We start from the raw sequence: 16,996 nt of genomic DNA on the forward strand, positions 1-16,996 counted from the left end.
CTACCAGTCACTTTGTCGACTTATTGACTCTTCGCTCCGCACGGCGACGCTTCTCCTCGGCGTCGAGGCGCAGCGCCTCCTCGGGTGTCGGTGCGCTCCCGCCGTACGACGCGGGCAGCCACCACGAGCCCGGCGGCTGCTCCTCGGCCGGATAGTCGCGGATGGTCCGGTCGAGCAGCTCGGTCATCGCGGCACGCAGCTCGGCGGTCTCGGCGGCCGGGTCCGCACCGGTCGGGTGCAGCGGCTCGCCGACCGTCAGCGCAATCGTCTTGCCGCGGGAGAAGTCCTTCGGGTGGTCCTTGGTCATCATCCGCTGGGTGCCCCACATGATCACGGGGACCACCGGCACTCCCGCCTCGGCAGCGATTCGGACGGCACCGGTCTTGAACTCCTTGAGCTCCATCGACCGGGAGATCGTGGCCTCGGGGAAGATGCCGACGGCCTCACCCCGACGCAGGAACTCGACCGCCGTACGGAACGAGGCGACGCCGGCCCCGCGGTCGACCTCGATGTGGTGCAGCGAGCGCATCAGCGGCCCGACCAATGCGTGGTCGAAGAGCTCCCGCTTGGCCATGAACCGGACCAGGCGTCCGGACGGGTTCGCCGCGAGGCCGCCGTAGACGAAGTCGACATACCCGATGTGGTTGTAGGCGAGCAGGACACCGCCGGACCTCGGGACGTGCTCCGTGCCCGTCATCGTGAAGCGCTGGCCGAGCAGCCGGAAGCCGGTCTTCGCAGCGAGGATGACCGGGGGGTAGGCGATGTCGCGCACGACGCTCCTCGACTCAGCGACGGGTCTCGAGGAAGTCGGCGATCCGGCCGATCGCCTCCTCGAGGACGTGGAGGTCGGGAAGGGTGACCAACCGGAAGTGGTCGGGTCGCGGCCAGTTGAAGCCGGTCCCGTGAGTCACCAAGATCTTCTTGGCGCGGAGCAGGTCGATGACGAAGGCCTCGTCGTCCTCGATCGGGTAGACCTCCGGGTCGAGCCGCGGGAAGCAGTAGAGGGAGCCGCGGGGCTCCACGTTGGAGACGCCGGGGATCTCGTTCAGCAACCGGCTGGCGGTCTTGCTCTGCTCGTAGAAGCGCCCGCCGGGGACGATCAGCTCCTCGATCGACTGGTAGCCGCCGAGCGCCGTCTGGATCGCGTGCTGAGCGGGCACGTTGGCGCACATCCGCATGTTCGCCATCAGCGTGAGCCCCTCGAGGAAGTCCTCGGCGAGCTCCTGAGGACCCGAGATCATCAGCCAGCCGGCGCGGTAGCCGCAGACCCGGTAGGCCTTCGAGAGGCCGCTGAACGTCAGGCAGAGCACGTCGCTTCCGGCGTACGTCGCGGCGTGGTGGTGCACGGCGTCGTCGAAGATGATCTTCTCGTAGATCTCGTCCGAGAAGACCACCAGGTCGTGGCGGCGCGCGATGTCCACCAGCCCCTTCACGATCTCCTGGCTGTAGACGGCGCCGGTGGGGTTGTTCGGGTTGATGATGACCAGGCCGTGTGTGTTCTCGGTGATCTTGGCCTCGATGTCGGCGAGGTCGGGGTTCCACCCGTTGTCCTCGTCGCACTCGTAGTGCACCGCCGTGCCGCCGGCGAGAGTGACGGCGCCGGTCCACAGCGGATAGTCCGGCGCCGGCACCAGGATCTCGTTGCCGTCGTCGAGAAAGGCCTGCAGCACCATCGAGATCAGCTCGGAGACACCGTTGCCGATGAAGACGTCCTCGACGGTGACGTCGCGCAGGCCGCGACTCTGGTAGAACTGCGCGACCGCCGTACGCGCCGGGTAGATGCCCTTGCTGTCGCTGTAGCCCTGCGAGTCCGGCAGGTGGTGCACCATGTCGGCGACGATCGACTCGGGCGCATCGAACCCGAACGGCGCGGTGTTGCCGATGTTCAGCTTGAGGATGTGGTGGCCTTCGGCCTCCAGCCGCTGAGCCTCGAGCAGGATCGGACCCCGCACGTCGTAGCGGACGTTCTGCAGCTTGCGGCTCTGTCGGATCTTGCGCACGCCGCCATCCTGACAGGCGCGCGCCTACGATGGCTCGCAGGAGCCCTGTGGAGGGAGTGTGATGTCGCGCAAGGTGGTCCGGCTGACTCTCGATCATCTCGAGGCGATCAGCGCGCCCTGCCGGTCCTGCCTGTTCTGGGAGCTCGACCCGGTACGCCGCGAACGGGCCGCGGATGCCTGCGCCGAGAAGGACGCCTGGGTCTCGGAGGTGCTGCGCGAGTGGGGGTCCTGCGGCCGGGTCATCCTGGTCGACGACGTGCCGGTCGGGTACGCCGTCTATGCGCCCGACGCCTTCCTCCCAGGAGCGGCTGCGTTCGCCACAGCGCCGGTGTCGCCCGACGCCGTGCTGCTCACGACCGTGCACATCGAGCCGGCCTACCGCGGCGGCGGGTTGGCCCGGATGCTGGTCCAGGGCATGGCCCGCGACCTGGTGCAGCGCGGCGGAATCGCCGCGATCGAGGCCTTCGGCGACCCGTCCGGCCGCGGAGGTCGGTGCCTGCTGCCGGTGGAGTTCCTCGGCAGCGTCGGGTTCAAGACCCACCGGCCGCACCCGACGACGCCGCGGCTGCGGATGGACCTGAGGGCGGCGATCAGCTGGAAGGGCGAGGTCGAGTCCGCGCTGGAGCGCCTCGTCGGCGCCGTTCGCCCGAAATCAGCACGAGGCCCGGCGCCGAAAGCGACGCGGGCCTCGCGGTGGAGCTGAGTTGAACCCGCTCGCCGGGCTACTCGACCTAACTGCTGGGTCCTGGCCTTCGCAAGCTCAGGCCAGGACAGCTCAGATGAACTCGGCGAGCTCGTCGAGGAGCTTCGCCTTGGGGCGAGCGCCGACGATGCTCTTCACGACCTCGCCGCCGTGGTAGACGTTGATGGTCGGGATGCCGGTGACGCGGTACGACGACGGCGTGACCGGGTTCTCGTCGACGTTCATCTTGAAGAAGGTGACCTTGTCACCGTGAGCGGTCGCGATCTCGTCGAGGATCGGGGCGACCTGGCGGCACGGACCGCACCACTCTGCCCAGAAGTCCACGAGGACCGGCTTGTCGGACTTGAGGACCTGCGCCTCGAACTCGGCGTCGGTCACTGCACTGATGTTGCCCACGGATGGATCCCTTCTTCGGTGAACTCGGAGGTCTGGTTACTGAACACCACGCCGGTGTGTGATGTTCCCCGCCGCTCCGGCGGGAGTGGCCGTCAGGCGCCGGCGGTCTGGACCGTCTCGGAGAGCAGCTCCGCGTCGGCCCTGGCCTGGGCCTCCAGCCCGGTGCTGGCGACGTGCTCCAGCTCCGCGAGGTAGCGCTCGGCGTCGAGAGCGGCCGCGCAGCCGGTGCCGGCGGCGGTGATGGCCTGGCGGTAGTGGTGGTCGACCAGGTCCCCGGCCGCGAAGACGCCGGGCAGGTTGGTGCCGGTGGACGGGTGCTCGACGAGGACGTAGCCGTTCTCGTCGAGGTCGACCTGCCCGGGCAGCAGCTCCGAGCGCGGGTCGTGGCCGATCGCGATGAAGAGGCCGGTCGCGGGGAGGTTGCTGGTCGCGCCGGTGACGGTGTCCTCGAGGGTGAGCGACTCCAGCCGGTCGGCGCCGTTGATCTCGGCGACCTTGGAGTTCCAGATGATCTCGAGCTTGGGGTCGGCGAACGCGCGCTCCTGCATGATCTTGGAGGCGCGCAGCTCGTCGCGGCGCACGATCAGCGACACCTTGGAGCCGAACCGGGTCAGGAAGGTCGCCTCCTCGATCGCCGAGTCGCCGCCGCCGACCACGGCGATGTGCTGGTCGCGGAAGAAGAAGCCGTCGCAGGTGGCACACCAGGAGACGCCACGACCGGACAGCTCGTCCTCGCGGGGCAACTCGAGCTTGCGATATCCCGATCCCATCGCCAGGACCACCGAACGCGCCTGGTAGGTGTCGGTGGCGGTCTTCACGGTCTTGATGTCGCCGGTCAGCTCGACCTCGATGACGTCGTCGGAGACCAGCTCGGCACCGAAGCGCTCGGCCTGGGCCCGCATCTCGTCCATCAGGGCCGGGCCCATGATCCCGTCGCGGAAGCCGGGGAAGTTCTCGACCTCGGTCGTGTTCATGAGCGCGCCACCGGCGGTCACGGAACCCTCGAAGACCAGCGGCTGGAGGCTCGCACGGGCGGCGTACACCGCCGCGGTGTAGCCGGACGGGCCGGAGCCGATGATGATGACGTTCCGGATGTTGTCGGACATGGAGCGCGACTCTCCTCGTTGCTGGACGGTGCCGCGGTCAGGTCGAGCGGCATCAAGTAGAACCGATCGTAGGTGAGGAAACTTCCCCCGCCCCGGTCGGTCCTGGGGGTCAGCCCGCGGGGACGGTCGTGGACCGGGTCGGGACGGTCTCGCCGCACAAGTAGAGGTCTGCCGTGCGAGAGTCGCCCGACGGAGGCCGGAGCACCAGGACGCCGCGCTGTCCGTCGTACCGGACCGCGATGCGCTGGCCGACGCCCCAGGCGGCGTCGTAGCACCACGGGCGCGGCGCGTCGGCCGCCAGGTCCTTGTGCGCGTCGTCCGAGTAGCCCTCTTCGAGGGGGAGCTCCGCGAGCGAGGCGCGCGGGTCGGGGCTGAGCCGGCGCACCTGCCGATCGAAGTCCTCGGAGCTCAGCACGAGCGGGCGACCCTTGATCAGGCGCTCGAGATCCTGGTCGGTGTCGCCGCCGCCGGCGTCGCCCTCGCGCGCGGCGGCCTCCGGAGCCGAGGCCGCTCCGGAGTCGGCGGAGCCGCCGTCGGCGTCCTGACCGGAGAGATCGACCCGCGAGATCCCGACCCCGAGCACGACGATCGCGGCAGCGGCGACGAGCACGTTGCGTGCGACCCGCCTGCGCCGTCGGGCAGCCAGGTCGATCGGCGCCGACGTACGACGGGACTCGCCCTGGAGGTCGGCGAGCACCCGGTCGAGTCGGTCGGTGACGTCGTCGGGCATGGGCTCGTCGTGGCGAGCATCGGCCAGCAGTCGGCGTACCTGCTCCTCGGACGGCGTCAGGTCGGGATCGGACACGGGTGTTCACCTCCTCGCGAGGTCGTCGGTGGTCGGAGATCAGTGCTCGACGACGGGCGGTGGCCCGCGGGGAGCGTCGGTGGGTTCGACGGGCGCCGAGGTCACGGGGTTCCGGGCCGGGGTGTCGTGCGGGTCACGGTCGTCGGCGTCGAGGAGTGGGGCGAGCAGCTCGGCCAGTCGGGCCCGGCCCCGCGAGCAGCGCGACTTCACGGTCCCGACGGCGCAGTCGAGGATCTGCGCGGCCTCCGCGACCGGGTAGCCCTCCATGTCGACGAGCACGAGCGCTGCCCGCTGCTCCTCGGGCAGGGTGCGCAGCGCGGCGAGGACCAGCTCGCGCTGCTCCGTCCGGTCCGCGTTGTCGGCCGGGTCCGCGGCCTCGCCGGTCGCCGAGCGGAGGGACCCGCGGTCTCCGCGCTCCTCGAGGTCGTCGGGCAACGCCTCGGCCCGGCGTACCTTTGCGGCGCGGAGGCGGTCGAGACAGGCGTTGACGACGACGCGGTGCAGCCAGGTCGTCACGGCGGCGTCGCCGCGGAAGGTCCCGGCGCGTCGGTACGCCGCGACCAGGCCGTCCTGGAGCCCGTCGGCGGCGTCCTCCCGGTTGCCCATGGTCCGCAGCGCGACCGCCCAGAGCCGGTCTCGGTGCCGCGCGAACAGCAACCCGAACGCATCGGGGTCACCGGCGACGTGGGCCGCCAGCAGATCGGCGTCGCTGGACTCCGTCATGCGAGTGTGGTCATCCGAGCGCCGTCACCTCGGCGACCTCGCCGCGGAAGCCGTCGAGCGTGGCGGGCACCGAGGTCAGCCACACCGTCAGGAACCGGCCCTGCGTCGGCTGCTCGAGGTCGACCCGGTCACTCGTGTCGATGGTGGCGGTGGCGACCGGCGTCAGGCCCTCCAGCGTGGTGGGAGCGGTATCGCTCAGGTAGAGGGACAGCCCGGTCGAGCCGCCGAGCACCGTGATGTCGACCCCTGTCACGGTGCGGTCGGCGCCGAGGTCGAGGACCAGGCCGACGCCGGACTTGAGGCCACCGGGACCGAAGTTCTGCTTGTAGTTGAGGCTCCGCCACGCGGTGGTCTTGTCGCCGTCGACGGCGAGCGGTGCCAGGTCGGGGTTCTCCTCGGGCGGCGAGCCCTCCGGGTCGAAGTCGGTGGCGGTCACGTCTGTGATCGGGTCGGCGGCCGGGGAGATCGGTGTCTGGCTCGACGGAGTTCGGCTCGGGGTGTCGTCATCGGGCACCGCGCCGAGCGGGGTCCGACCGCGGCCCAGGTTGTAGGCGACGACGACGGCGACCAGGAGCAGGACGGCGGCGGCGATGACCGCCGCGAGCCGCAGCCAGCTCCGGCCGGGCACCTCCTCGACCGGCTCGTCGATGGCACCGATGGCGCCGGTGGAGGTGCCGGTGTCCCACGGCCAGAAGCCGCTGCGTCCACCGCCGCCCGCAGGCGGCGTGCCCCTCGGGGGCGGGGCGGGTGTCGGGACCGGGGCGGGCTGGGTGCCGGGCCGCGGGGTGCGCTCGGGCCGCCCGCCAGCGGGCGACGGGGCGAAGAGCGGTCGCTCCGGTGGCTCCTCGAACGGCGGTGGCGGCGGCGCCGGCTCGCCCGGAGCGGCCAGCCAGGACACGTCGTCGGTCTCGTCGTCGAAGATCGGCAGGCCGGCCTGGGTCGGGAGCTCCGTCGGCTCCAGGTCGGGCTCGGGCTCGGGCTCCGGCGGCGGTACGGCGTCGCGGGGTGGCGGATCCGGGAGGGCCGGTAGCGCCACGGTCTCGCTGATGTCGCGGTGCCCGGCAGCGGCCTCGGCCTCGACCAGACCGGCGGTGTCGCCGACGAACGCGGCCAGGTAGTCCGCGATCCCGTGAGCGGACGCGATGTCGTGCACCTCGCGGAGCTTGGCGCCCGCCGGACCTGAGTAGGGGTTGACCACCTCGTCGCAGAGCGTGTCGAGCGGGCGGGGGATCCCGGCGCGGACCTGGCGGGGACGCAGCACCCGCCCCTGCACGAGCGGCGCCTCGGCCAGGGCGGACGCGGAGACGCCGGGCCACTTGCCGGTCAGCGCGCAGTAGAGCAGCCCGCCCAGGTCGGCCACGTCGGTCGACGCCCGTCCCGGCGGCAGCCCGTGCATGGCGGCGTCGACGGCGAACCCGATGAGCCGGACGCTGCCGGTGTTGTCCACGATGACGTTCTCGGGGATCAGGCGGCCGTGGCAGACGCCCACCGCGTGGCCGGCAGCGACCGCCCCGGCGACCTCCGACACCAGCCAGGCGGCCCGGCGGGGGCCGAGCGGCCCGGCGGCGAGCATGATGTCGAGCGAGTCACCCGAGCCCCACTCGTTGACGACGTAGCAGAGCCCGTCGGCGCGGTCGGCGTCCAGGACCCGGAGGAGGCGCCGGTCGTGCACGGTCGCGGAGCGTCGCGCGGCCTCCAGCAACGCCGCTGCCCGCTCGTCGTCCTCCTTGATGACATGGAGGGCGACGTGGCGCTCGAGCACGCGGTCGTGGGCGCGCCAGAACCGGCCGCCCCCACTCTCCGTCAGCAGGTCGACCAGTCGGTACCGGTCGGCGAGTACGTCGCCCGGCCGGATCGAGCTCGGCACGCAGCTCCCCTCGTCGGTTGCCCGGGACAAAGACCCTCGCTCCGGTGGCCCAAGGCCATCGTAGGGCGACGTCAGTGCCGACGTGGGAGGGGAAGCCGACGGGTGATCGTGTCGACCATCGACGTCAGCTCCTGGATCCGCATCGCACGGGCGACGACCAGCAGTACGGCGCCACCGACGAGCCCCGCTCCCACCGCCGAGACGAGCGCCGCAGGCAGGCTGTCGACCCCGACCAGGAGGTGGAGGCCGTACGCCGAGGCGGCGGCAGCCCCGGTCGCCAGGCCGGTGGCGATCGCGAGCCGGACCAGGAACCGGAGCAGCTTCGCGGTGTCGAGACCGCCGACTCGCCGGGCCAGCAGCGCGTAGGACAGCGTCGCGCCGACGGCGTACGCCGCACCGTAGGCGAGCACCAGCGCCGGAGCCGTGTCGAGATCGTCGACGGCGCGAACCAGGACGAGGGCCGCGGCGATGTTGGTCGCGGCGACGACGCACTGGATCCAGAAGACCAGGCTGTTCTGCTCGAGGGCGTAGTAGCCGCGCAGCACGAGGTAGTGGACGGTGAAGAACACGAGCCCGATCCCGAAGAGCGCGAGCGGGGTCGCGAACAGCTCGTAGTCGTCCTTGCCGGCGCCGTACCCCCAGAACAGGTGGGCCGCGTCGGTGGAGAGCACCGAGAGGAGCGCTGCGAACGGGATGACCAGGGCGAGGGCGCTGCGCATCGTGGAGGCCAGCGACCGCGACATCGCGGCGAGGTCGCCGTCGGCCGCGCGCGCCGCGAGCCGCGGAAGGATGGCGGTCGACAGCGACACCGTGACGATCGAGTGCGGCACCATGATGATCAGGAACGCCATCGAGTAGATCGTGTAGCCGGTGGCGGCGCCCGCGCTCGCCCCGTCGCAGGCCACCGCCGAGGTGCCGCTGGAGGCCAGCCGGACCACCACCGTGTAGGCGATCTGGTTGACGATCACGAAGAGCACCGTCCACACCCCGAGCCGGAAGGTGCGGCTCAGCCCGGTGCCGACGAAGTCGAAGCGTGGCCGGTAGTGGAAGCCGGTGGCACGCAGGTAGGGCACCAGGATCAGGAACTGGGCGGCGATGCCGACGGTGGCGCCCAGGCCGAGCAGCCACTCCTGACCGGGTGTGAACGCTCCGAAGAGCTCGGAGCCGGCGGCCGGTCCGAAGACGAACAGATAGACGACCAGCACCGCGATCGAGATGGCGTTGTTGGCGATCGGCGCCCACATCATCGGGCCGAACCGACCGCGAGCGTTGAGAACCTGCCCGACGAGCACGTACATCCCGTAGAAGAACACCTGCGGGAGGCACAGCCGCGCGAAGTCGATGATCGAGTCGCGCTGCGCGCTGAGGCACGCACGGGCGAACGACGAGTCGAGGAAGATCGACATCACCCAGGGAGCGGCGACCACCAGCAGGACGGTGACGCCACCGAGGAACAACCCGGCGAGCGTGATGATCCGGTTGGCGTACGCGTCGCCGCCGTCAGGGTCCTGCTTCATCGTGCGTACCAGCTGCGGGACCAGCACGGCGTTGACGACCCCGCCCGCGAGCAGGATGTAGAGCATGTTCGGGATCGTGTTGGCGATGTTGAAGAGGTCAGCGTGCAGCGACGCGCCGAGCGCCGCCACCAGCAGGGCGGACCGGATGAACCCGCTCGCCCGGGAGAAGACGGTGCCGACCGCCATCACCGCGCTGTTGGCGAGGACGCGCTCGCGCTCCTCGTCGGGGCGCTCGTCGTCGAAGGCGCTCATCGGTCGTTCATCCGTGTGCTCACCCTGACGTGGCCGCCGCGCGGATCCTGCGGAACAACCTGACCGCGATCGTGCCGAAGAGCAGGGCGACCCCGGTCCCGAGGATCAGCCAGATGACGTTGCTGACCCGGTTGGACCGGATCGGCAACGAGTCCGACGACCCGAGGGAGGTGCCTTCGGAGTCGGTCAGCAGCAGCTGCACGTTGCGGACCCCGACCGCCTGCGACGACGCGTTGAGCAGGATGGTCCTCCGGGCGCCCGGGCCGATCTCCACGTTGGCGTCGGGCACCGTGACCCGCAGCTGCGGGTCGGTCACCGCGTCGAGTCGCACCGTCACGGGTTGATCGAGCCCATTGTGGACGGTCGCCGAGAACCGGCCGCTGCCACTGGAGAGGATCACGGCCTTGGGTGCGGTCACCTCGACGGACTTGAGGTGGTCCTCGATCCAGTCACGAGATCGCGATGCCGACGCGCGGCTGGTCAACGGCTGGCGACGGTTGGCGTTGGCGAGGTCCGTCATCGCCTCGTCGCGTACGACGCCGCCGACCTGGTCGTTGAGCGTCAGTAGGTTCTGCAACGTGTCACCGGCCCGGGCGAGATCGGTCGCGGCGGTGAAGTCCACGGCGTCGAGCTCCGCGGCCCGTTGGCGGTCCGGGTAGAGCAGGCGGTCCGGGTCGACGCCGCGGCCCGGTTGCGCGGAGATCGCGCTCACGGTGGTGAGGCGGAGCCAGTCGAGGTCGAGACCGTCCCAGAACCCGGTGCTGGACGCCGGCGCCCAGGTCGAGGGCAGGACGACGACGAGCGGCGGCTGCCCGGGCGACAGCAGCCGGAGCGCCGCCTCGCTGACGATCCGCTGGCGTACGGCGACCGGTGACATCGGGGACTCGGGCCCGGGACCGCCGCTCGCTGCTTCGGACGAGGTCACCACCACGGGGCGTCCGTCGATCTCGGCGACCGACGGCGCGCGACCCCGGAACATCCGGTCTGTGACGAGGACCTGGGTGTCGGCGCCAGTCATCTCCAGTGCGTCCGGGGAGAGGTAGCCGGACGGCCCGGACACCGCCGGGGACAGCGGGAGCCCCCACGGAGCGAGCGCGGTGCCCGACCTCTCGCGGGCGGACTCATAGGCGCCCGGGTCGTGGGTGGCGGCTGCGGAGACGTCGAGGTCGCCGTACGGCAGCCCCAGGATCTCGGTGCCCTCGAGACCCGTGTGCAGCCGGTCGAGCCATGCGGACCCGGCGGCCGAGGCGGCAGCGACGTCCGGGTCCTCGGGCTCGGCGTCCTCCGACTCGCCGTTCCCGGGGCTCGCCTCGTCTGAGGGCTCGTCCGAGGCATCGGAAGACGGGCTCTCGGACTCCTCCCCGTCCGGCTCGCCGGGTTCGATGGTCGGCGCCAGCGAGCGCTCCGGGTTGCCCTCCGTCAGCCGGACGACGGCGTCGGTGACCGCAGGGTCCACCAACCAGGTCAGTGGACGGTCGCCGGCCGCAACCCCGAAGTCGGTCAGGGTGCGCAGCTGTCCCAGCGCCGAGAGTGTGCTGGTCCATCCGGGCAGGTCGGCGATCCGTCCGTCCGCGTCGTGGCGTACGGCGTGTCGGATCGGCAGCACCAGTGCGGTGTCGACGGTGCGACTCGTCCTCGACGGCACCAGCGGCAGGAACGTGCGCGCGCGGCCGTCGGCGACGTTGTCGCGCCCGTCGGCGTTCGCGCCGAGGGCGTGCACCCCGAACCAGTAGACGCCCGGGCCCTGGGTGGGGATTCGCTTGCGGGGTACGGCGAAGGAGTACTGCATGGTCTCGCCGGGAGCGAGCTCGTCGATCGTGTAGTACGGCGCCGGGTCGGTGATCCGCTCGCCGACGGGGTTGTCGGGGTCGGTGTCGGCGGCCTCCGCCAGCTCGGCGGTGCTGGTGATCGGAACGTCGTACGACCAGGGGTAGAGGTTGACCGTCGTCCAGGTCTCGTCGTCGGTGTTGGTCAGCGTGCCGCTCACCCGGATCGGTCCGGTGCGCGGGAGCTCCGACGGGGTCAGCCGGTCGATCGTCACCGCGAGCGGTGCCTGCTCGGTTGCCTTGGGTGCGGCGACCTCGGCGGCACCGGCGGTCGGGGCGCCCAGTGGTGAGAGAAGGATGCCCGCGAACGTGGCCGCCACGAGGGCAGGCAGAAGCGACGGGCGTGGCACGCGCCGACTCTACTGGCCGCACCTGTGCGAATCGGGCCCCCGGGCCCCCGGGCTCTAGACTCGTCTCCCGTGTCCGACGCCCCCTTCGAGCCTCTGCAGATCGCCGAGGTCCAACGCTCCGTCACCACCGAGCTGGACCGGATCGCGCCGGTCATCGACGACCTCGGCCGGCGGTTCACCGAGGCGGGCCACGAGCTCGCCCTGGTCGGTGGTCCGGTGCGCGACGCGATGCTCGGACGCCAGCACAACGACCTCGACTTCACGACCTCGGCGCGACCGGAGCAGACCGAGCGGCTGTTGAGGGGCTGGGCCGACGCGATCTGGGACATGGGCCGCTCGTTCGGCACGATCGGGTGCCGCAAGGGTGACTGGCAGGTCGAGATCACGACGTACCGCTCCGAGTCCTATGACCCTTCCTCGCGCAAGCCCGACGTCGACTTCGGCGACAACCTCGCCGGTGACCTCGGCCGGCGCGACTTCACGGTCAACGCCATGGCGGTGCGGCTGCCCGGGCGCGAGCTCGAGGATCCGTACGGCGGCGTGGTGGACCTGGCGCACCGGCTGCTGCGGACGCCCGGCCGGCCGGAGGACTCGTTCTCCGACGACCCGCTGCGGATGATGCGCGCCGCGCGCTTCGCCGCCCAGCTCGGGTTCACCGTCGACCCGGCGGTGGTCGAGGCGATGCGCGCGATGGCGGGACGGATCGAGATCATCTCCGCCGAGCGGGTGCGCGACGAGCTGGTCAAGCTGGTGTGCGCGCCGTACCCGCGGCTCGGCCTGACGCTCCTCGTCGAGACCGGTCTGGCCGAGATCGTGCTGCCCGAGCTCCCGGCGCTGGCACTCGAGCGCGACGAGCACCACCGGCACAAGGACGTCTACCAACACACGCTCACCGTCCTGGAGCAGGCGATCGACCTCGAGTCACGGCTGCCCGGCGGCGGTCCGGACTTCGTCTCGCGGTTCGCCGCGCTGATGCATGACGTCGGCAAGCCGCGGACCCGCCGCTTCCTCGACGACGGCACGGTCACCTTCCACCACCACGACGTGGTCGGGGCCAAGCTCACCCGCAAGCGGATGAAGGCGCTGCGCTTCTCCAACGACGAGATCGACGCGGTGGGCGAGCTGGTCGAGCTGCACCTGCGCTTCCACGGCTACGGCTCGGGCGAGTGGACCGACTCCGCCGTACGCCGCTATGTGCGCGACGCCGGTGACCAGCTCGAGCGACTCCACATCCTCACGCGCGCGGACTGCACGACCCGCAACCAGCGCAAGGCCGAGCGGCTGAGCCGGACGTACGACGAGCTCGAGGCGCGGATCGCTCACCTGGCCGAGGAGGAGGAGCTGAACTCGATCCGGCCCGACCTCGACGGCAACCAGATCATGGAGATCCTGGGAGTCGGCCCGGGGCGTGAGGTCGGCGAGGCCTACAAGTTCCTCCTCGAGCTGCGCATGGACCGCGGACCGCAGAGCGCGGAGGACGCGACCGCTGCGCTCCTCGAGTGGTGGGCGGAGCGCGCGCAGCGCTGAGCGGCTCGCATTGACGGCCGTCCTAGAGTCGGGCGATGGGAGCGACTGAAGCCGCCGAGGACCCGACCCTCGCCGACGCCGTACGTGCGGGCTACACCTTCGAGGGCCCCGCACTCGAGCTCGGGGGCCTGATGCTGGACGCGGACCGGCTCGCCGGCGTACCGATCCGGATCCCGATCGCCATGGTGAACCGGCACGGCCTGGTCGCCGGCGCGACCGGCACCGGGAAGACCCGGACGCTGCAGCTGCTCGTCGAGCAGCTCAGCGCTCAGGGCGTCCCGGTCTTCGCTGCCGACATCAAAGGGGACCTGTCCGGTCTCGCCCAGCCGGGGGAGGGCGGCGACAAGCTGCTCGACCGGACGGCGACGCTGGGCCAGCAGTGGACCGCGACCGGCTTCCCGGTCGAGTTCTACGCCATCGGGGGCGTGGGGTCGGGGGTGCCGCTGCGGGTCACGATGAGCGCCTTCGGGCCCACCTTGCTCAGCAAGGTGCTCGGCCTCAACGACACCCAGGAGTCCAGCCTCGGCCTGATCTTCCACTACGCGGACCGGGGCGGGCTGCCGCTGCTCGACCTCGCCGACCTCCGTGCCGTGGTCGCCCACCTCATCAGCGACCAGGGCAAGGCGGAGCTGAAGGAGCTGGGCGGCCTGTCCTCCGCGACCGCCGGGGTGATCCTGCGTGAGCTGATCGGGCTCGAGGACCAGGGCGGGGACGTGTTCTTCGGCGAGCCCGAGTTCGAGTCGGCGGACCTGCTCCAGGTCGGGGAGGACGGTCGCGGGCTGGTCTCCCTGGTCGAGCTGCCGCAGCTCCAGGACCGGCCGGCGATCTTCTCGACGTTCCTGATGTGGCTGCTGGCCGACCTCTTCCACGACCTGCCCGAGGTCGGCGACGTCGACAAGCCCAAGCTGGTCTTCTTCTTCGACGAGGCCCACCTGCTCTTCGCCGACGCGTCCAAGGCCTTCCTCGACCAGATCGCCCAGACCGTGCGGCTCATCCGCTCCAAGGGCGTCGGCGTCTTCTTCGTGACGCAGAGCCCGACCGACGTACCCGACAACGTCCTGGCCCAGCTGGGCTCCCGGGTCCAGCACCAGCTGCGGGCTCACACTCCCAACGACGCCAAGGCCCTGAAGGCGACCGTCGCCACCTATCCGACGAGCGGGTACGACGACCTCGGCGCCGTCATCACCGGGCTCGGCATCGGCGAGGCGGTCGTGACGGTGATGAACGAGCGCGGTGCCCCGACCCCGGTGGCCTGGACGCGCCTACGAGCCCCGGAGTCGCGGATGGACCCGTGCGACGCCGACCTGCTGGCAGCAGCCGTCGCCGCGAGCCCGCGAGCGGAGAAGTACCAGGTCGCCGTCGACCGCGAGTCTGCCCGCGAGATGCTCGCCGACCGGCTGGAGCAAGGTGCGGCCAAGCAGCAGCAGGAGGCCGAGGTGGCGCCGAAGGCCCCGAAGCCGAAGGTGCCCAAGAAGGCGCCGAAGAAGGTGCCGGCCGAGGACGACGGGCTCGTCGACCAGGTCGTCGGCTCCGCGGCGTTCAAGGACTTCGTGCGTACGGCGGCGCGAGAGATCGCCCGCGGGATGTTCAAGACGGGTCGGCGCTGACGGTCTCGTCGGCGTGGCGCGTCGAGCGACGCCAACTGGCTGTCTATCCGGCGGAATCCGAGCCAATTCGCGTCGCTCGACGGCTCAACCCGGCATCCCGCCGATCCAGGATCTGGTCGAGGGTGGGCGTCGTCCGCGGCGCGACCGTCCAGAGACGAGGTCCACCGGCGGCCCGGGCCGCGGCATCCTCCATCCGAGTGATCACTCGGTACGGATCCCGGAGGTTGCGGCCGACCACCTCGACCCACTCCAGGCCGACCCGTCGTACGTCGGCCTGGCGGTCGACGTCGGCCTCGTGTCGGTCGATGTCGCGGTGATCGGCGCCGGCGTACTCCCCGACGACACCGCGCACCGGGTCCAGCAGGTCAGGCATGGCGACGAAGCGGCCGTCGAGATCGAGAACGGTCCGGTTGATGAGCGGGCGACCCCAGCATGCGTCGAGCTCCCAGATCTGGCGGAACCGATCCTCCTGCGGCGATCGACAGCCCTCGACCGACAGCTCGACGGCCTCCATCACCAGCCGTACGTCGCGGTACCAGCGGCGGGTCGCGGCGTACGCCCGCATGCGCTTCACCGACGTCAGCTGCGCCGCGCAGGCCGCGCCCACCGCGACCGCCATCTCGCGAACCTCACCGATCCGCTGCATCTCGTCGTACAGCGCGCGTTCGACGATCGCGCACCGGATGCCGTGGATGACCACGACCTCGTCGGGCGGGACCAGGTCGCGCGTGACGCTCGTGCGGGCGTCGCTGCCGAGGCGCTCGCCGTTCGCCGCGATCAGCACCGGTCGCCGGGTCATACCGTCGCGCGCCAGTCCGTCGAAGAAGTTGCCTCCGTGGAGGCGCAACGCGGCCCAGCCGGTCACGACCGCGCGAGACCCGGATCGTGCGTAGGCCTCGAGGATGCGCTGCTCGACCAGCTCGTCACCAACGTCAGCCGGGACGGCGAGACCGGGCGACGTGATGCGCCACCGCGGTCCGCGTGCCTGGCCCCGGGTCGGTCCGGTCACCCCGGTCGGGTCGAAGCGGACCGGAACCACCAGGCCCGGGACGGGTGGTGCGATCGGATCCCAGCGGTGCGGCATAGGTCCTGGATGCCCGGGACCGCATGTGGACGAATCAGCGGTCCGTCGTACCTGTGGAAACCGCGTCGAGAGACGCGAAGTGGCTGCCAGGAACCAGTCCTGACAGCCACTTCACGTCACTCGACGGTCTCAGCGCGCTGAGGTCACTCTTCGCCCTTGATGAAGGCCTCGACGCGGCGGCGGCCCTCGTCGTCGGGGAGCTGCACCGGGGGGGACTTCATCAGGTACGACGAGGCCGAGATGATCGGGCCGCCGATGCCGCGGTCCTTGGCGATCTTCGCGGCGCGGATCGCGTCGATGATGATGCCGGCGGAGTTCGGGGAGTCCCAGACCTCGAGCTTGTACTCGAGGTTGAGCGGGACGTCACCGAAGGCCCGACCCTCGAGGCGGACGTAGGCCCACTTGCGGTCGTCGAGCCAGGCGACGTAGTCGGACGGGCCGATGTGGACGTTCTTGCTGTCGACCAGGCCGGCCAGCGGGCCGGTCAGGTTCGAGGTGACGGCCTGGGTCTTGGAGACCTTCTTGGACTCCAGGCGCTCGCGCTCGAGCATGTTCTTGAAGTCCATGTTGCCGCCGACGTTGAGCTGGTAGGTGCGGTCCAGCACCACGCCGCGGTCCTCGAACAGCTTCGCCATCACGCGGTGCGTGATGGTGGCGCCGACCTGCGACTTGATGTCGTCGCCGACGATCGGGACGCCGGCGTCCTCGAACTTCTTGGCCCACTCGGGGTCGGAGGCGATGAAGACGGGCAGGGCGTTGACGAAGGCCACGCCGGCGTCGATCGCGCACTGGGCGTAGAACTTGTCGGCCTGCTCCGAGCCCACGGGGAGGTAGGAGACGAGCACGTCGGCGCCGGTCTCCTTGAGGACCTGCACGACGTCGACGGGGTCGGCGCCGGACTCCTCGATCGTCTGACGGTAGTACTTGCCGAGACCGTCGAGCGTCGGGCCGCGCTGCACCTCGATGCCGAGGGTCGGGACCTCGGCGATCTTGATCGTGTTGTTCTCGGAGGCGTTGATGGCCTCGGAGAGGTCCTTGCCGACCTTCTTGTCGTCGACGTCGAACGCCGCGACGAACTGCACGTCGGACACGTGGTACTCACCGAACATCACGTGCATGAGACCCGGGACCGTGCCAGTGGGGTCGGCGTCCTTGTAGTACTCGACCCCTTGGATCAGGGAGGTGGCGCAGTTGCCGACTCCCACGATTGCTACTCGTACCGAACCCATCGGG

14 protein-coding genes are annotated in these 16,996 nt (G+C 70.9%); 3 read left to right on the top strand and 11 right to left on the bottom strand.

Features of this window, described 5'->3' with window-relative positions:
* Positions 1-7: 7 nt before the first annotated feature.
* Together ABEA33_RS18170 and ABEA33_RS18175 are read right to left on the bottom strand one after the other, a co-directional pair.
* Entirely contained in the window at positions 8-772 is a 765-nt protein-coding gene (locus ABEA33_RS18170; RefSeq protein ID WP_345528329.1) for a lysophospholipid acyltransferase family protein, read from the bottom strand.
* Between the two features lie 13 nt (positions 773-785).
* Positions 786-2,000 (bottom strand): pyridoxal phosphate-dependent aminotransferase, encoded by a 1,215-nt coding sequence (locus ABEA33_RS18175; protein WP_345528330.1) that lies wholly within the window; start codon positions 1,998-2,000, stop codon positions 786-788.
* A 61-nt stretch (positions 2,001-2,061) separates the two neighbouring features.
* Between ABEA33_RS18175 and ABEA33_RS18180 the strand changes: the two genes are divergently transcribed.
* A complete protein-coding gene (locus tag ABEA33_RS18180; RefSeq protein WP_345528331.1) occupies positions 2,062-2,703 on the top strand; it encodes a GNAT family N-acetyltransferase in 642 nt (213 codons plus the stop codon).
* Between the two features lie 72 nt (positions 2,704-2,775).
* On the opposite strand, the gene trxA is transcribed toward ABEA33_RS18180, so the two are convergent.
* The 7 genes from trxA to ABEA33_RS18215 all read right to left on the bottom strand — a co-directional run bounded on the left by trxA (position 2,776) and on the right by ABEA33_RS18215 (position 11,545).
* On the bottom strand, positions 2,776-3,099 hold the full coding sequence (trxA, locus tag ABEA33_RS18185) for a thioredoxin (protein WP_345528332.1): 324 nt from the start codon (positions 3,097-3,099) through the stop codon (positions 2,776-2,778).
* A gap of 92 nt (positions 3,100-3,191) precedes the next feature.
* The gene (gene trxB, locus ABEA33_RS18190; protein ID WP_345528334.1) at positions 3,192-4,205 is read right to left on the bottom strand and encodes a thioredoxin-disulfide reductase; all 1,014 of its coding nucleotides are present in this window, start codon (positions 4,203-4,205) and stop codon (positions 3,192-3,194) included.
* A gap of 109 nt (positions 4,206-4,314) precedes the next feature.
* On the bottom strand, positions 4,315-5,010 hold the full coding sequence (locus tag ABEA33_RS18195; RefSeq protein WP_345528336.1) for a hypothetical protein: 696 nt from the start codon (positions 5,008-5,010) through the stop codon (positions 4,315-4,317).
* Between the two features lie 39 nt (positions 5,011-5,049).
* Positions 5,050-5,733: an RNA polymerase sigma factor SigM gene (gene sigM, locus ABEA33_RS18200; protein ID WP_345528337.1), complete on the bottom strand. Its 684-nt coding sequence runs from the start codon at positions 5,731-5,733 to the stop codon at positions 5,050-5,052.
* 10 nt (positions 5,734-5,743) lie between these two features.
* The gene (locus ABEA33_RS18205; protein ID WP_345528338.1) at positions 5,744-7,600 is read right to left on the bottom strand and encodes a protein kinase family protein; all 1,857 of its coding nucleotides are present in this window, start codon (positions 7,598-7,600) and stop codon (positions 5,744-5,746) included.
* 71 nt (positions 7,601-7,671) lie between these two features.
* Positions 7,672-9,369, bottom strand: coding sequence for a murein biosynthesis integral membrane protein MurJ (murJ, locus tag ABEA33_RS18210; RefSeq protein WP_345528339.1), 1,698 nt, complete (start codon positions 9,367-9,369; stop codon positions 7,672-7,674).
* A gap of 19 nt (positions 9,370-9,388) precedes the next feature.
* On the bottom strand, positions 9,389-11,545 hold the full coding sequence (locus ABEA33_RS18215; RefSeq protein ID WP_345528340.1) for a DUF6049 family protein: 2,157 nt from the start codon (positions 11,543-11,545) through the stop codon (positions 9,389-9,391).
* A gap of 99 nt (positions 11,546-11,644) precedes the next feature.
* Here ABEA33_RS18215 and ABEA33_RS18220 point away from each other — a divergent pair, with 99 nt between their 5' ends.
* Together ABEA33_RS18220 and ABEA33_RS18225 are read left to right on the top strand one after the other, a co-directional pair.
* Positions 11,645-13,072, top strand: coding sequence for a CCA tRNA nucleotidyltransferase (locus tag ABEA33_RS18220; protein WP_425577451.1), 1,428 nt, complete (start codon positions 11,645-11,647; stop codon positions 13,070-13,072).
* A 35-nt stretch (positions 13,073-13,107) separates the two neighbouring features.
* Entirely contained in the window at positions 13,108-14,679 is a 1,572-nt protein-coding gene (locus ABEA33_RS18225; RefSeq protein ID WP_345528341.1) for a helicase HerA-like domain-containing protein, read from the top strand.
* A 43-nt stretch (positions 14,680-14,722) separates the two neighbouring features.
* Here ABEA33_RS18225 and ABEA33_RS18230 read toward each other — a convergent pair whose 3' ends face one another.
* Both ABEA33_RS18230 and ABEA33_RS18235 read right to left on the bottom strand, forming a co-directional pair.
* Positions 14,723-15,763: a hypothetical protein gene (locus tag ABEA33_RS18230; protein ID WP_345528342.1), complete on the bottom strand. Its 1,041-nt coding sequence runs from the start codon at positions 15,761-15,763 to the stop codon at positions 14,723-14,725.
* 143 nt (positions 15,764-15,906) lie between these two features.
* Complete coding sequence (locus ABEA33_RS18235; RefSeq protein WP_345528344.1) at positions 15,907-16,992, bottom strand: inositol-3-phosphate synthase; 1,086 nt, start codon at positions 16,990-16,992, stop codon at positions 15,907-15,909.
* Positions 16,993-16,996 lie beyond the last annotated feature (4 nt).

It is taken from the genome of Nocardioides endophyticus (assembly GCF_039543845.1).
Classification (GTDB): Bacteria; Actinomycetota; Actinomycetes; order Propionibacteriales; family Nocardioidaceae; genus Nocardioides; species Nocardioides endophyticus.

Bases quoted from the DNA above. Each gene is read 5' to 3' on its own strand.
- ABEA33_RS18180 (WP_345528331.1), top strand. From the start codon at position 2,062: ATGTCGCGCAAGGTGGTCCGGCTGACTCTCGATCATCTCGAGGCGATC.
- trxB (WP_345528334.1), bottom strand. From the start codon at position 4,205: ATGTCCGACAACATCCGGAACGTCATCATCATCGGCTCCGGCCCGTCC.
- sigM (WP_345528337.1), bottom strand. From the start codon at position 5,733: ATGACGGAGTCCAGCGACGCCGATCTGCTGGCGGCCCACGTCGCCGGT.
- murJ (WP_345528339.1), bottom strand. From the start codon at position 9,369: ATGAGCGCCTTCGACGACGAGCGCCCCGACGAGGAGCGCGAGCGCGTC.
- ABEA33_RS18225 (WP_345528341.1), top strand. From the start codon at position 13,108: ATGGGAGCGACTGAAGCCGCCGAGGACCCGACCCTCGCCGACGCCGTA.
- ABEA33_RS18230 (WP_345528342.1), bottom strand. From the start codon at position 15,763: ATGCCGCACCGCTGGGATCCGATCGCACCACCCGTCCCGGGCCTGGTG.
- ABEA33_RS18235 (WP_345528344.1), bottom strand. From the start codon at position 16,992: ATGGGTTCGGTACGAGTAGCAATCGTGGGAGTCGGCAACTGCGCCACC.